The following is a 16,798-nucleotide window of genomic DNA, read 5'->3' as shown; positions in this document are numbered from 1 at the left end:
TCCTGCCCGACAGAAGTCATTCAGGCGGGGACAGTTGATAATTGATAATGATTGAAGCAAACGGAAGCACTATCGGAGTTAACGATAGTGCTTTTTTATTTAAAGATGATGGTGCCGAATTTTTTGTATTCATGAAAATTTTTCTCAATAGGCGACCATGCCCATTTGATCATTTGGCCGCTATCATAATCAAGTCGGTAAAAATTAGCACGCCAAACAGTACCGGCTTTTGGAGGCACATTTAATAAGGGGCTAAATAAAGCATAAGGAAAAAATACTTCCGCCGCCCAGCCGGTTATGGCGGTGTTAACCTCTGCTTTACCGCCTTCTATTGAAACAGCTTTTTGAACTTTTCGATTGTTGACATAAGCAAAAGGCTGCCATCCGAAAGCCCTGCCGTTAAAGTTAGGCACCAGCAAAACAAGTTCTTTGTTCAGGTGATTGATTTCGTATTCGAGATAGATGGAAGTTGCAGTATCTGTTTGGAAGAATACTTCGAAAACATCTCCTTTAAACAGTGCGTCAAAATCTTTGGTTGAGCTGGTGGTGATATGATCATCTGCACCTTTAAACAAAACATAAATGCCTTTCTCGCTATACAGCATTTTAAATTTCGTATTGTAAGCCTGTCCGCCGCTATCCAGTTTTGTTATCACATTCCACGCGCATTTATCCCACTCATTATTATCTCCTTTTCCGTTGACTTCAAAGTCGCTGCTTTTGGACACAGATAACGGGGTTGCATTTATGTTGCCGCTGCGCGTCTGAGAGAACGAAATTATATTTATGCCTACGGCAATTGCCAATAATAACAATCTCATACATCAGTTTTTGTTTAGCAAGACTACGCGCCAGCAATTTTGTTATACGTCTTTTCTAATTTGATTGATGTGATTCTTTATAATGTTGCAGCAAAAGATCTCCGCCGAAATCATTTTTAAGATCACGCACTATCGTATGAACGTGGTTCGCATTGTTTTGGGTGTTGTCGTATTCAATTATAATAGTGGGTCCCTGGATGCGATAATAGTAAGGGTTACCAAATACCTTTTGCTGAGATCCGGCCCAGGCAAATTTAAGATTCTCCAAACCTGCCTGCTGGATGGTCTTCAGCATATCATCGGCAAAGATCTTTGTATAACGGTTTACATACAGCCTGATCAGTTGTAAAAATTGCTGCTGCTGTTTAACGGTCATGCCACTATATGATATTCCTGCAGGATGTTCGATCATCGCTTTCCTGTTAATAAAAGTGATGATCTCTTTTGGAGCAACAGAATCAATTAACGCAGTCTTCAATTGTGTGCCAGTTAGCGCATGTAACAAATCAAATCCTTCATTGGTCTCATCTTTTAAAACTTCCAATCCTTTGGATGGACCATCTAAAACTATGCCCGGGTTCGCACCAAAGAAGCCGGGAGTACCACCAACCAGCTCTTTTTTGTTAGCTGAAAAATTATAGCAAATATGATGACCTTCAAAACGCCAACCCCAAATTGTACTGTCACCTGGAATGCCAAAGATGGTTACATTGTATTTTCCCGGATCCCGGAAATGATCTTCAGGTTTTCTTTTTTCAATAGCCTTCAACAACACTTCCATCTGCATGATCTGTTTTACCTTTTTCATTGAGCCTTCACTCAAACAGGTTTTCAGCAGATCGAATGCGGCTTTTTGTTGTTGTTCATTCAGTTCATTAAAGGAAATCCCTTTCCTGTCCTCAATCGGAAAAAAATGAAAATTATATCTTTCATCGATATCAAATGGATAAATGGTCTTGGCTTGTTGTTCTTTCGTAAGTGTACTGATAAAGCCTTTTGCGGCTGCTACCATGTTTTGCGGGTAAGCTGAAGAGCAGATCAAAAAACTAATAAAGGCAAACAAAGCAATCTTCTTCATAATGCAGTTTTGATTGTACAAGTTAAACAAAAACAGGGGTATTATGCAGCAGAAGTTATTGAGATGCTTAAAAATTTCCAGAACGCAATATCAGCTAAGAACCTTTTTGAATCACTAAGTCACAAAGTACATAAAGCAGCACTAAGGCTTTTTCGTAAAATATCCAGCTGACTGGACTTTCTTATTGAATACCTTTGCCTTTGTAGTCTTTAAAGAAAAGATGCTACGCATTTCACAAAGCTTTTTAAAAATTGCGATCATTCTCTTTGTGCTGCTTTGTGTACTTCGTGACTTTGTGGTCCCCTCTTATTTAATTCAAAGACAACTCAATTACCGGAATTTCATAAGGCGGTTTTTGAGCCGGAACGGTTACAATAATATCATCCCCCTGCTCTTTATACAGCAGTTCAGAATTATCATGTAAAAACTGCGCATATTTTATCTTGCCCTTATACCCTTCCAGTGTAACTGAGCTGTACAGCGGATATTCAAACAGGTGCACGTAGAGTTTCTTTGTGGCAACGTTGTATGTTAGCTTGCTGCCTGCCGGAGCCTTGTAAGTATCAGGCGCGAAAGTGCAGTTGTAAATTGATTGATCATTTCCGTGCATCCAATAACTCAGACTGTCTAACGCATTATTTGCACGATAATCAAATTCACCACGCGCTGTAGGACCGACATTTAAAATCAGGTTTCCACCATTGGCCGTAGATGTAATCAACAGGTCGAGCAATTGTCTGTGTGTTTTCCAGGAGTGTTCATCGCGATAATATCCCCATGAACCGGAAAACGTCTGGCAGGTTTCCCATGTCTTTCCTTTATATTTCTCAAGTTCTTTGGTACTCACCTGTTCAGGAGTAACAAAGTCGTAACCATCTTCGTAATCATTTAAGTCCAAACGGTTATCTACAATAATTCCCGGTTGAAGTTTTCTGATTTGTTTCAACAGATCAATAGATCCCCAATCGTCTTTTCCTTTACCATATTTACCGGGATAAGAAAAATCAAGCCACAAAATATCAACCTTACCATAGTTGGTTAAAAGTTCCGTAACCTGGTTATACAAATACTGGCGATATTTTGCCATATCTTTTCCTTTGTTCAGGCGCTCATAGGCAGTATCGCTATCCTTAAGCGGACGTTGCGGATGAACACGGTCAATCGGAAAATCAGGATGGTGCCAGTCAATCAAAGAATAATAGAATCCAATTTTAATTCCTTCGGCTCTGAATGCATCCACGTATTCTTTTACGAGATCTCTTTTAGCTGCAGTTTTTGTGGATTTATAATCGGTATACTTGCTATCAAACAAACAAAAGCCTTCATGATGTTTTGTTGTGAGCACTGCGTACTTCATGCCGGCAGCCTTTGCCTCTTTTGCCCATTTCTTAGGTTCAAAATGATCCGGATCAAACTGATCAAAATATTTCTGGTAAGTTTCATTCGTAATACGTTCACGGTTCTTAACCCATTCGTGCCTGGCAGGCAATGCATACAATCCCCAGTGAATAAACATACCGAAACGTGCGTCGGTCCACCATTTCATACGTTCGGTTTTTTCTGCTGCCGTTTCACTGCCTAGTTTTTGCTGAGACATTGCAGAAGTTGATGATCCCATCAGGACAAGAAAAGCAAGTGATTGAAACAATCGCTTCATAAGTGTTGTTTTAAATATTGAATGATCAGGTATAGTATGCTTATTTGGCAGCCATCATTCCGGCAATCCTCCCATTTGGTGCATGGAAATTTCTCAATCAGTAGCAACCTAACGTGTCCACCTTTATGTTTCCGGGACAAGCAATCATTCATTCTTCCTCAGTAATGGCTTAAAGGTTTGAATGTACATTGAATATGATGTGCAGGCATTGCCGATTTTCGTATCTTCTTCCTCATTTTTAACATGAAGGTAATTTTCAAGAAGACAGTTTGAAATTTAAACCATATAAGTTAGAGATCGGCTGCGGCCAAATGTTTCGGCAATTAACAACTGATTTAAAGCGCAGGATCAAGATCTGATCGAAGCGAAGTTTTTTGAACCGTATAAGGGATATAAGGGCGTATAAGAAATTACGCCAGAGGATATTAATAACTAGTACAGCATAGATTTAATCTACCAGTTTGCACCCTTCACCATTGACCATTCACTGTTCACCAGTTGTATCGAAGGCATATAAGGGCGTATAAGAAGTTACGACCAGGGATAATAATAACCACAGCAACATACATTTAATCAACCAGTTTGTGCCCTTCACCATTGACCATTCACTATTCACTAGTTTGTATAGGGTTCAATAAAATATCCATTGTATTATTGAGGTAATCTTTTGATATTAGGAGTACAATCATTCATCAACAAAGACCTGCTGTTATGGAGAATTTAAGCGAACTGTTTATACCTACGGGAGAATTATTACTTACCACAAAACTTTTGAAAGATAAGGATCTGATGGCAAACGACAATCCGGCCCCATTATCTGCCGGAAAATCGTATCCCATCGAAACCGGTGATGTGGTATTCTCTATAGGCGCAAATGCATCACTGGATGTTAAACTGTTTAATGACGAGAATGATAATGACGAAGACAATTTCCTGGCTACTAAGGACAAACCAATAACATTTGACACGGCAAATACTGCTTATCTTAAATACAGAGGTGCAATAACGGCCAAGGCTTCTGGCCAGGTATCGTTGGAAAACCTTGGTTTTAATGCAGACTTCTCTGTTACAGGTGGAGCAAAGCATTTGTATTACAGCGGACACAACAATACAGAATCTATCAACAAAGCTTTTCTTTTTGATATCAGCCATTTCAAAACCATTTTTCGTTTTGAAGATGTAGAGAATCTTGAAGTAAATAATGCACTGGCACTGCTGGTGAATGGAACATTAAATGCCGGCTTGTCTGTTAGCTGGAGCAATATTTTTTCTCAAAGCCTCAGTGCATTGACCAATCAGTTAAAGACACCACTTACGCTGGATATCAATATCGGCCCACAACTTACCGCGGCATTCAATGTAAGTATCAAGGATGATTTCTTTTATTTCATCAAAAAGATTGACAAAGACAATTGCCTTGTTTCCGTTAGAAAAGCCAAAAGTTCTGTAGCATCCGGAAATATTGGAGCTTCCATAGGAATAAGTTTTGCGCAGCCGGATGTTCTTCAAACGCAGCTGTTTGATCTGTACAATAAAGTAATACAGTCACTTACCGCGAGTACTGCAACCGAAGTCGAACAGGTGATCGCGAACATAGAAAGTGCATCAGCCGATCCGACAAAAAAAGTTTTGATAGCAAAATTGCTGGGTCTGTTCGGACTGCAGAATATTCCTGAAAATCTTCAGTTGCTTGTCAGCAAACTACACGATTTTGAAAAAGATATCAAAGGAAATCTCCAGAAGATTGCACTTGCGAACATCACTTTTTCTTTTAAAGTTGAATACAGCAGAATAGAAGAAAATACGGAGTTGCTATCCGTTTCATTACCAACAGCAGTGCTAAAAAACTATCATAAAGATCTTTTGCGTTTCAGGACAGGTAACCTGTTACAGGACATGCGGAAAAACACAATTCCGTTCATATTGAATACTTATTTAAACGAGCAAAAGCTTGTCGTGGAAAGATCTTTCGGATTTGGCCTGAAGTTGTTTAACATGTCAATTATTTCAAGCAAAGATTACTCAACAAGGAAGCGCTTTATCCGCACAAATCTCACACAAAACAAACAGGTCCTTATTGATAATACAGCCGGCTATACATGGTCGCTCGGCAAAGCACAGGGGTCCTGGATGGGCGAATTATGCGGCACTATGGCAAATTTCTCAAAACAGGTTATTCCTACAGCCGATGAATTTGATTTTAGCCTGACACTGAATATGATTCAGAAAGACAACAAAATGTCGCTGAACGATTTTAAATCTTACCTGGATACAGCAGTGCTGTGGAGTATAATGAAACAGGAAGATGCAAACGCGTTTGCAAATAAATACGCAGGCTCTGAAATTATTGGACAGGAAGTATGGATAGAACACAAATTGATCTTTCCCGATAACACCTTGAAATTGATCCTCCAGCAAATTGATATAATCGGCTGGAGTAATATTAACATAGATACATTCTGCTTTGCCATGGCGGCTTCAATGAGTTATTTGCCGGATTTCGTTCTTAGGGCAAGCAAACAGGAACGTCAAAACACATACGCCGGTGCATGGAAGACTTTTATACAAAATCACGAATTAGACCGGGGTCAATACGCAGACATTATTGCTTCGGTTATAGATGAAAAAGGCAATCCTGACAACCTTTCAGCGTTTGAAACCAATTCGTCCAACTGGACATTTGGTGACAGCTTCGAAGGCGTGATCAGGAGCAATCCCGGACTGTTTGATGCATTGACAGATTTTATAAACGGCATCATTGACTGGAACAATAACATCGCTCAACACACGTCTTTTGACCGTCTTGATCATTCGTACAATAAGATCAGCGGCATCTTCAAACAAAGCTTCTATCTAAAAACACTTGGATGTTTTTTATTGACGCATGCAGAACGACTAAATCTGACCAAAGATGTAAAGAGAATATTTACAATAAGCTATGGAGCAGCCGACAACAAACAGGTGATCAACTTCGCCATGATTTGATGTTGCATATTTTGATTCAAAAAAAATAGTTTGCAGGTTACATGCATACCGTTAACTTTACGACTCTTGCCGTCATACACAAATCATCAACGAAATGATTTGATTGAACTGGCAATGTAACACGATGGCTTTCCAGTTAAGGAAAGCTTTATTTTTTTGTAGCTGCAGAGAACCTTTATCGGGTGTGTTGAACGAGTAAATACCAACCCTCACTTTAAACAGAAAATCACCGGGCCAACTGGACATTGACTAATATGCTAACCACATTTAACAATTTCTAATTGCACCTGTTTATTCAACTTCATATTATTTTTGAAGCGAGATCATGAAATGGTTATTTAGATTATGGCTTTCACTGTGTTTTATTGTGGTTGGTGGATATGCACTGTTGCATGGCCATCACTCTTCGTATGCGCTTAAAACCGGCTTCAGTAATTCTCTACAAAATGATCTTGCTTCTAAACAAAGCGACGATACATATATTGACGGCATAGCTTCTCCCAATGCAAAAAAAATGTATGAGCGGATAAAGGCTATTGAGATTGAAGATGATGATGAATCAGAGCCTTTGCGGAAACTCTTAGACAACAATTACTATTCAAATACTTTCTTACTTGCTCACATACAGAGCCACATACTGTCTTCTCTTGAAAACCCGCTGCCATTTTGTGAACACTTTTCTTACGTTTCCAGCTACAAGTTTATCATACATCGCGTTATAAGAATTTGATTTTTTAAATGCACGTAGACTGTCAATCGTCTACACATTTTTCAATTCTTATTCATTGTCTTGCCTCCATTTTTTTAATGACCTGAGGTTAAGGCATGCTATGCACTATTCAAAAGAAATATCAGGAAAATCTGAATCAATAATCCATAAAACACCATGAACAAAATTCTCATGCTCGCGGGCTTGTGCGCCTTGTTGTGCAATACAAGCTGTAAAAACAAGCCGGTTGAAGAAAAGGAAGAACAAACAAAATTCCTTGTAACGACTCCTGCAAAAATGGACACTTCAATCGTTAGTAATTATGTATGCCAGATCCATGCAATCCATCATATAGAATTGAGGGCGCAGGAACGCGGTTATTTACAAAAGATATTTGTTGATGAAGGTCAATTCGTAAAAAAAGGGCAGCTCTTATTTCAAATTATGCCTAACCTGTACCAGGCAGAATTAGAAAAGGCGCAGGCAGAGGTAAATTTTGCAGAGATCGAAGTACAGAACACAAAGTCGCTGGCAGATAAAAATATCGTTTCGCAGAATGAGCTGGCAATGGCCAAAGCCAAGCTTGCCAAAGCCAAAGCAGAATCTTCTCTTAACCAGGTCCATCTTCAGTTTACAGAAATAAGGGCGCCCTTCGATGGTATTGTCGATCGTTTCCAGGTAAGGGTTGGTAGTCTTTTGGGAGAAGGAGATCTTTTGACTACACTTTCTGACAACAGCAAAATGTGGGTGTATTTCAACGTTCCAGAAGCAGAGTACCTTGATTATAAATCCAAAGCCCATAACAACAATCAATCAGTAAGCTTGCTGATGGCGAATAATAAACTCTTCAATCATACCGGTAACGTAGAAACCATTGAAGCCGATTTTGATAATGAAACGGGAAACATTCCTTTCAGAGCAACTTTCCCCAATCCTGATGGCTTACTGCGACATGGCGAAACAGGTAATATTCAAATGCTTGTACCAATAAAGAACTCTCTGATCATTCCACAGAAAGCAACTTTCGAAACGCTCGACAAGAAATACGTGTATGTAATTGACAAAGACAACAAAGTAAAAACGCAGGAAATAACTGTAGCAGCGGAAATGGAGGACTTATATGTGGTATCCAAAGGTCTGGAAGAAAACGATAAAATTCTTCTGGAAGGTTTACGTAAAGTAAAAGAAAATGATAAGATCTCTTACGATTTTGAACAGCCTGGAAAAGTAATTGCCAGCCTGAAAGTACCGGCCGAATAATTTGAGAATTTAAAACGAAAAACAATGTTTAATAAGTTTATAAAACGGCCGGTTCTTGCCATTGTATTATCCGTGGTGATAATCTTTATGGGGGTCCTGGCTATAAAAACACTGCCCGTATCACAGTTTCCTTCCATTGCACCGCCGATGGTTGTTGTAAACGTGGCTTACCCGGGCGCCAGCGCTAACGTGTTGGTAAATTCAGTGCTTATCCCGATGGAAAAAGCCATCAATGGCACCCCGGGAATGAAGTACATGACTTCTGATGCAACAAGTGCAGGTGAAGCTACTATACAGATTGTATTTGATCTGGGTACAGACCCCAACCAGGCAATGGTTAATATCAAGACCCGTATAGAGCAGGTAACGAACAGACTGCCGGAACTGGTACAACGCGAGGGTTTGGTAGTAAGTTATACTTCTCCAAACATGTTGATGTATGTGAATCTTTACAGCAAAGACCCAAAGGCAGATGAAAAGTTCCTTTACAACTTTGCCGGTGTAAATATTATTCCTGAGATCAGTCGCCTCAATGGCGTAGGTAGCGCCAAAATTCTCGGTAGCCGCCAGTATGCCATGCGTATCTGGTTGAAGCCAGACAGGATGAGGGCTTATAATGTCTCTACAGACGAGGTAATGGAAGCTCTTGCCCAGCAAAGTGTGATAGGTTCGCCGGGGAGAATAGGCCAGGCTACCGGTAAGCGGTCACAATCGCTTGAATATGTGTTAACCTACCAGGGAAGGTATAATACGCCGGATCAATATCAGAATGTAATTATCAGGGCGAAAGCAAATGGTGAAATGCTTTACCTGAAAGACATTGCCGATGTAGAGTTAGGAAGTGAGTTTTACGATATCTACTCCAACATGGACGGCCATCCGTCTGCAGCCATTACATTAAAGCAAACCTATGGCAGCAATGCCAGTGATGTTATTAAGGAGGTAAAGGCTAAGCTGGAAGAAATTAAAGCAAGTTCTTTCCCTCCGGGGATGGATTACCAGATCAGTTATGATGTATCAAGTTTTCTTGATGCCTCAATAGAAAAAGTAATTCACACGCTCGCTGAGGCCTTTATTTTGGTGGCTTTGGTAGTTTTTATATTTCTTGGCGACTGGCGCTCCACACTTATTCCAACGCTTGCGGTGCCTGTATCGTTGATTGGCGCATTTGTGTTTATGCAAATGTTCGGCCTTACCATCAACCTGATCACTTTGTTTGCGCTCGTACTGGCAATCGGCATTGTGGTGGATAATGCCATTGTTGTAGTAGAGGCAGTGCACACCAAAATGGCAGAAGAACATCTTTCACCGTACAAAGCGGTAAAGAAAGTGCTTAAAGAAATAAGCGGGGCCATTATTGCTATCACGCTTTTGATGACTGCTGTGTTTATTCCGGTTGCATTTATGACCGGCCCCGTAGGTGTGTTTTACAGGCAGTTCTCTATTACTATGGCAACATCCATTGTAATTTCCGGGTTCGTTGCACTTACGTTAACACCGGTGCTCTGTGCCATGATCCTGAAAAATACGCATGGGCAGCCCAGGAAGAAAACGGTTATGAACAGGCTAATTGATGGATTTAATAACTGGTTTGATAAAGTAACAGGAAAATATGCTTCTCTTCTAAGGGTGATCGTAAGCCGCAGGGTTGTTACATTCGGATTGCTCTTTGCCTTTTGTGCAGGGATCTGGGCCACGTCTAAAACACTGCCGTCTGGCTTTATTCCCAATGAGGACCAGGGAATGATCTATGCAATTGTTCAGACGCCTCCGGGATCTACGCTGGAAAGGACCAATGATATTGCAAAAAAATTGCAGCAAATTGCCAAAGGTGTGGAAGGCGTCCAGTCGGTTTCTTCTTTGGCGGGCTATGAAGTTCTTACCGAGGGCCGTGGTTCCAATGCCGGTACATGTCTTATCAACTTAAAAGACTGGTCAGAGCGCAAGCATTCTGCCGTTGAAATAATTGAAGAGCTGGAAGAAAAATCCAAAGACATTCCAGGCGCGGCTATCGAGTTTTTCCAGCCGCCAGCCGTACCAGGTTATGGAGCAGCTGGCGGGTTCTCGCTTCGTTTGCTGGATAAAACAAACTCAGGAGATTACAAGGAATTCGGCAAAGTAAACGATGAGTTTATGGCTGCGCTTAAAAAGCGCAAGGAACTTACCGGGCTCTTTACCTTTTTTGCATCTAATTATCCGCAGTATGAGTTGGAGATAGATAACCAGGCAGCGATGCAAAAAGGTGTTTCTGTCGGAAAAGCGCTGGACAATCTTTCTATCCTGATAGGCAGTACCTATGAACTTGGATTTATCAGGTTCGGAAACTTCTTTAAAGTATATGTTCAGGCCGCACCTGAATACAGGCAGTTACCCGATGACGTTTTAAAGCTTTACGTGAAAAACAACAGGGATGAAATGGTTCCCTACTCGGCCTTTATGAAAATTAAAAAGGGCCAGGGCCTGAATGAGATCACGCGTTACAATATGTACACATCTTCTGCTATTAATGGAGCTCCGGCGCCTGGTTACAGTAGCGGTGAAGCCATTGAAGCCATTCAGGAAGTTGCCAAATCCCTGCCGCGTGGTTATGGCATAGATTGGCTCGGTCTTTCTAAAGATGAAGTGGGACGCGGCAATGAAGCATTGTACATCTTCCTTATCGTACTGGCATTTGTGTACATGGTTCTTGCAGCACAATATGAAAGCTTCATCATCCCACTGGCCGTTATTCTTTCATTACCTGTAGGTGTCTTTGGCGCATTTCTATTGATTAAGCTAATGGGTTTATCAAATGACATCTATGCGCAGGTAGGTCTTGTAATGCTTGTTGGATTGCTGGGCAAGAACGCTGTGTTGATTGTGGAATTCGCCGTGCAAAAGCATCAGCAGGGGGCCACTATAGCTGAGGCAGCAATTGAAGGCGCCAAAGTACGTTTCCGTCCTATCCTGATGACATCTTTTGCATTCATAGCCGGGTTAATTCCTTTGCTTTTTGCAACCGGACCGGGTGCCATAGGTAACCGTACTATCGGTGCATCTTCTGCCGGAGGTATGTTGCTTGGAACTGTTTTCGGAGTAATTGTAGTTCCGGGGCTATACTACATATTTGGCAAGATGGCTGAAGGCCGTCATCTCATCAGAGATGAAGATGAAGTTCCTTTAACAGAGGACTTCATGCACAATACCGGCAAAAAGAAAAAGAAACGCAAATTCTTTCTTTTCAAATCAGAAAGGGAAAATTTATTACAGGCTAAAAATGGAAATCATGAGTAAAAACAAGTTGTATTTATATACGGGGATCATTTTTATTTCACTAACCTATGTGGCTTGTAAAATACCGGCTGTGACCAGCAAAACTGAGAACAAAACAGTTCCCGGATATTTTACCGCATCGCAGGATTCTGCGGCGAAATCGGTGGTGAAATGGAAGGAATATTTTACAGATAAATATCTTGATGCACTGATCGATACCGCTTTAAAAAACAACCAGGAGCTTAGCATCGCTTTGCAGGAAATCGAAATAGCACGTAACGAAATAAAAGCACGAAAAGGTGAATACCTGCCTTTTGTGGGTGTAAAAGTAGGTGCAGGCGTAGATAAAGCAGGCAGATACACGAACATTGGTGCGATGGAGGCGAATACCGATATCAAAGAAGGAAAAGAAATGCCTGACCCAATGCCGGATCTTCAAATTGCCGCCTATGCAACATGGGAGGCAGATATATGGCACAAGCTTCACAATGCAAAAAAAGCTGCTGTAAACAGGTACCTGGCAACAATCGAAGGCCGCAATTTCGTAATCACCAATCTGATCGCTGAAATTGCCAATTCTTACTACGAATTACTCGCCCTTGACAACCAGCTTGAAATCGTAAATAAGAATATTGACATTCAAAATAATGCGCTGCAAATAGTAAAGGCACAGAAGGAGGCTACACGGGTTACAGAACTTGCAGTGCGAAAATTTGAGGCAGAAGTTTTAAATACACGCAGCCTTCAATTCGGGATTCGTCAGCAGATCACCGAAACGGAAAACCGCATCAATTTTCTCTTAGGCAGATATCCGCAGCATATTGACAGAGATGATAAGGCTTTTGAAAATGGAATGCCGGGAGTAATTCAGGCGGGTATCCCTTCTCAACTGCTCACCAATCGCCCTGACATTCGACAGGCGGAACAAGAGCTGGCTGCATTAAAGCTGGATGTAAAAGTGGCAAAAGCGAAATTTTATCCGCAGCTGGCCATATCCGCATCAGTTGGCTATCAGGCATTTAATCCGGCCTATTTATTTACAACACCTGCTTCGTTGATCTATTCACTCGCAGGTGAGCTGCTTTCTCCTTTGATAAACAGAAACGCAATAAAAGCGTCTTATTTTAACGCCAATGCTAAACAGGTCCAGGCGGTTTACAACTATGAGCGAACAATCCTGAATGCTTATGTTGAGGTTGTTAATCAGATGAATAAAATGGACAACCTTGCAAAGAGTTATGACCTGAAGTCAAAACAAGTGCTGGCACTTACGCAGTCTATCGATATTTCCAATGATCTGTTTAAATCTGCCCGCGCGGATTACATGGAAGTATTAATGACCCAGCGCGACGCACTGGAATCGAAGTTTGAGCTGATAGAAACAAAAAAACAACAACTAAATGCGATGGTGAATATTTACCAGGCATTGGGTGGTGGTTGGAATTAGAAAATGTAGAATGGTTATGATGCAAAGGAAAATAGCCGGTGCGAGCCGGCTATTTTGGTTTATTATCCAACCTATGTAATGCTGTGATTTAGTTTTTTTGATTGATCAAGTTGACAACCACTTTTACTATCATATCTTTTTGATCAGGTTTACTTTCTGCTATCATTAGCGTTAGTGCAACAAGGGCATTGTCACCAATCCGTTTCGAGCCATCGGCGCCGTAAAGAATTTTATTTTTCTCTAGAAACCAGACAAAGAGGAATGCGGCAATACGTTTATTTCCATCAGAAAAAGAATGATTCTTCACCACGAAGTATAACAGATTTGCAGCCTTTTCTTCGATGCTTGGATATACGTCATTTCCGTCGAAAGTTTGATAAATAGCCCCTAATGAACTTTGAAAACTTTCATCTTTCTCGTTTCCGAAAAGAGTGCTTCCTCCAAATTTATCGCGCAGACCATTTATGGCTTTTATTGCCTCGGCGTAGGTTATCTTAAATAACTCCCTTGATGTAGTGTCGCGGATTTCCAGAATTTGATGATCATACTTATCCAATACATCAAGTGCATACGTGTAATCGGTAATTACGTTCAATAGGCCGGTGGCTTCATCGGAGTTAAGATCTTTATTTGCCATTACATTAGCCAGCAACTTTACGGTATGCTTAAGTTCTTCTAATTGGCGTGATTGTTCCTGTAGTCTCTTTTCATTTACTGAATACCCTTTTACCAGGTAATCTTTAAGAATTTTATTAGCCCAGATGCGGAATTGTGTACCGCGCTGTGATTTTATGCGATAGCCGACGGAAATGATAACATCGAGATTGTATAACTTAACCGGTCTGTCCGAATTTGCAATGTGCAAAAAATGCACATTGCTTTTTTCTACAAGCTCTCCTTCTTTAAATATATTATTGATATGCTTTGTGATAACTGTTCTGTCTCTTTCAAATAAATCCACCATTTGTGACTGGGTGAGCCAAACTGTCTCATCTTCAAGCCTAACATCTAACCTGGCTTCGCCATCAGGAGCTTTATAAATAAGAATCTCTCCCTTTGTATCCATATATATTAATTTATTTCAAATATAATATGGGTTTATTCTCACGGTAAATGATAATTATCACTAACGATCTACACTGTATCTAAAAAGTATTACTTTCCAATACAAAACTTACTAAATATATAATCCAGCTGATCCTCATTCGTTATCTCACCTGTAATCTCACCTAAATAATGCAAACAACGCCTGATGTCCAGCGCAAGCAAATCCCCTGGAATTTTATTATTCAATCCCTCAATAATATCCTGTAACGATTGCCTGATCTTTTCAAGTGCCTCTACGTGACGGGCGTTTGTAACCACCGTATCATCCATCAAATTATTATTGCCGATGGCATGAACAAACAGCTGGCGTTTTAGGGAGTCAATACCACGATTTTCTCTTGCAGAAATAAAAATAATACGTGGGATCTCATTGAATTTTGAGGCATAGGTTTCCAGGGGTTGCAAATCGGCTTTGTTGCCTATAAGAAGATATTTTATATGCTTATTTTCAAACTCCTCCACAATGCTTTTCAGATCTTCTGGCGATGTCTCGTTAACATCAAACAAATAAACAACTACATCCGCCTCGCGCATCTTTTCGAGACTGCGTTCCACACCAATACTTTCGATAATGTCACTTGTATGTTCCCGTATTCCCGCTGTGTCTATCAGGCGGAAAAGAATGCCATCAATGTTCAATGTCTCTTCAATCGTATCACGCGTCGTTCCGGCAATGTCGCTGACAATTGCTCTTTCCTCATTTAAAAGCGTATTTAACAGAGTCGACTTACCAGCATTGGGTTTTCCTATGATTGCCACCTGCACGCCATTTTTAATCACATTACCTAAGGCAAATGACTGCAGTAATTGCGTTACCTGTTTTTCGATGCTTTCAAGAAGAGTCAGTAGTCCTATTCTGTCGGCAAACTCAACATCTTCTTGCGAAAAATCCAATTCCAATTCTATCAGCGCTGAGAACTTGATCAACTGGTCACGCAACTCTTTTAGAATACCGCTAAATCCTCCGCGCATATGCTTTAGAGCAGTTCTCTTGCTGGCTTCGGTATTACTTGCAATTAAGTCTGCTACGGCCTCGGCCTGAGCCAGATCCAGCTTTCCGTTTAAGAAAGCTCTTTGCGTAAATTCCCCCGGCTTGGCCAGTCTTGCTCCATGATTGCTCAGCGCGTGCATTATTTGCTGTTGAACATAGTGAGAACCGTGACAGGATATTTCGATAACATTTTCGCCTGTATATGATTTTGGCGCCACGAACAGAGAAATCACCACTTCATCAATGGTTTTATCGCCATCTTTCAAATAACCCACATGAAGTGTATGAGAGGGTTGCTTTTCCAGATCCTTTGACGGAAACAAGTCATTTACAATATTTATTGCCTCCTTACCACTTACTCTTATTACACCAATAGCGCCAATACCCTGCGGAGTCGCAAGTGCGGCTATTGTGTCTGACCATCCTTGTAGTTTTCCTAGCATTCTGTTCAATTTATCATTAACGTAGAGAAACATGCGGAAAAACACTGAGATATGCCGTTCCTCCCGATAGTTTAAACTCAAAAGTATTACGAGTTTGCCGTTCTGTAAAAGAAAAAGTCCCTGACAGTGACTGCCAGGGACTTTTTCAAGTAAGATAAAATTATGATTAACCTTCAGATACTTCGAATGTTACACTTTGTCTCTGACGATAAATTACTTTTCTACCATTTTGTTCTGCAGGAACCCATTTAGGACCTCTTTTAATTACGCGCGTAGCTTCATCAGCAGTACCGTAACCAGGATCGTTTTCTGCTTTTACTTCAGAAATGTTACCTTCTTTGTCCACAAGGAAAGAAACTACAACTGTATAACGACCTGTTGGGGCACCATTTTCAACCGCAACATCTGCACGCAGGTTACGAGTTAAATATTTAGTCCATGCCTCATTTCCACCAGGGAATTTAGCCTGAATTTGTACAGTTTTAAACTCCTTGTCGTAATCTTCTTCTTTTGCTTTGGGAGCTTCAACCACACCAGTACCTTTTTCCTCAACCGGAGGTGCAACTACGTCGGCTTTAATACCTTCCTGGTTAATGGTACCAATTCTGGTGTCTTCCAGTTTTTCCTGTTCTTTGATTTCTTCTTCAGGTTTAACCTCTTCGTCTTTTACGATTTTGGGAGGAGTAAACTTGGTGATCTCAACTTTAGGAGGTTCAACTTTAGGAGGTGGTGGTGGAGGCGGCACATCTGGCTTCTTCTCCTCACGCACGTCTGCCAATTCAACGTCCTGTACAATGATCTTTGCCTCTGTTTTCTTTTTTGTTGCGTTCGCCAGCAAGGAGCCTAAAAACAACAACAAACACAAGGCAAGCATACCTATCACAGCTGTTACAATACGCTTATTGTAGGTTTTGCGCAGTTCGTATGCACCATATTCTTTGTTTCTACCGTCGAAGAGTATATCCAAAAAATCGGCGCTTAAAATTTTGTTTACATCCATTTTGAGAATGTTTTTTAAATATGATGCTCATTCAGATTTTTTCCATAA

Annotated in this window: 11 protein-coding genes; 5 read left to right on the top strand and 6 right to left on the bottom strand. The window is 40.7% G+C overall.

Annotated features, from left to right (window positions below; genetic code table 11):
- Positions 1-95: 95 nt before the first annotated feature.
- From QTN47_RS02290 to QTN47_RS02280, 3 genes are all read right to left on the bottom strand, one after another.
- Positions 96-821 (bottom strand): carbohydrate-binding family 9-like protein, encoded by a 726-nt coding sequence (locus QTN47_RS02290; protein ID WP_369327695.1) that lies wholly within the window; start codon positions 819-821, stop codon positions 96-98.
- A gap of 55 nt (positions 822-876) precedes the next feature.
- Complete coding sequence (locus tag QTN47_RS02285; protein WP_369327694.1) at positions 877-1,899, bottom strand: DUF3500 domain-containing protein; 1,023 nt, start codon at positions 1,897-1,899, stop codon at positions 877-879.
- 310 nt (positions 1,900-2,209) lie between these two features.
- The gene (locus QTN47_RS02280; RefSeq protein ID WP_369327693.1) at positions 2,210-3,556 is read right to left on the bottom strand and encodes an alpha-L-fucosidase; all 1,347 of its coding nucleotides are present in this window, start codon (positions 3,554-3,556) and stop codon (positions 2,210-2,212) included.
- A gap of 711 nt (positions 3,557-4,267) precedes the next feature.
- Here QTN47_RS02280 and QTN47_RS02275 point away from each other — a divergent pair.
- The 5 genes from QTN47_RS02275 (at position 4,268) to QTN47_RS02255 (ending at position 13,209) form a co-directional block, all read left to right on the top strand.
- Positions 4,268-6,541, top strand: coding sequence for a hypothetical protein (locus tag QTN47_RS02275; protein ID WP_369327692.1), 2,274 nt, complete (start codon positions 4,268-4,270; stop codon positions 6,539-6,541).
- Between the two features lie 325 nt (positions 6,542-6,866).
- A complete protein-coding gene (locus QTN47_RS02270; protein WP_369327691.1) occupies positions 6,867-7,271 on the top strand; it encodes a hypothetical protein in 405 nt (134 codons plus the stop codon).
- A gap of 156 nt (positions 7,272-7,427) precedes the next feature.
- A complete protein-coding gene (locus QTN47_RS02265) occupies positions 7,428-8,510 on the top strand; it encodes an efflux RND transporter periplasmic adaptor subunit (protein ID WP_369327690.1) in 1,083 nt (360 codons plus the stop codon).
- A gap of 24 nt (positions 8,511-8,534) precedes the next feature.
- Positions 8,535-11,783 carry an efflux RND transporter permease subunit gene (locus QTN47_RS02260; RefSeq protein ID WP_369327689.1) on the top strand — a complete coding sequence of 1,083 codons (3,249 nt, stop codon included), beginning with the start codon at positions 8,535-8,537 and terminating at the stop codon, positions 11,781-11,783.
- On the top strand, positions 11,776-13,209 hold the full coding sequence (locus QTN47_RS02255; protein ID WP_369327688.1) for a TolC family protein: 1,434 nt from the start codon (positions 11,776-11,778) through the stop codon (positions 13,207-13,209). The genes QTN47_RS02260 and QTN47_RS02255 overlap by 8 nt, the downstream gene beginning before the upstream one ends.
- Before the next feature lie 88 nt (positions 13,210-13,297).
- On the opposite strand, the gene QTN47_RS02250 is transcribed toward QTN47_RS02255, so the two are convergent.
- The 3 genes from QTN47_RS02250 to QTN47_RS02240 form a co-directional block, all read right to left on the bottom strand.
- On the bottom strand, positions 13,298-14,275 hold the full coding sequence (locus QTN47_RS02250) for a virulence RhuM family protein/type II toxin-antitoxin system death-on-curing family toxin (RefSeq protein ID WP_369327687.1): 978 nt from the start codon (positions 14,273-14,275) through the stop codon (positions 13,298-13,300).
- Positions 14,276-14,364: 89 nt separating this feature from the next.
- Positions 14,365-15,750: a tRNA uridine-5-carboxymethylaminomethyl(34) synthesis GTPase MnmE gene (mnmE, locus tag QTN47_RS02245; protein WP_369327686.1), complete on the bottom strand. Its 1,386-nt coding sequence runs from the start codon at positions 15,748-15,750 to the stop codon at positions 14,365-14,367.
- 166 nt (positions 15,751-15,916) lie between these two features.
- Positions 15,917-16,750, bottom strand: a complete 834-nt coding sequence (locus tag QTN47_RS02240; protein WP_369327685.1) for an energy transducer TonB — start codon at positions 16,748-16,750, stop codon at positions 15,917-15,919.
- Positions 16,751-16,798 lie beyond the last annotated feature (48 nt).

Origin of the sequence: Danxiaibacter flavus (genome assembly GCF_041060425.1) — a bacterium.
GTDB lineage: Bacteria > Bacteroidota > Bacteroidia > Chitinophagales > Chitinophagaceae > Danxiaibacter > Danxiaibacter flavus.
This window is presented reverse-complemented; position numbering and strand designations above follow the sequence as displayed.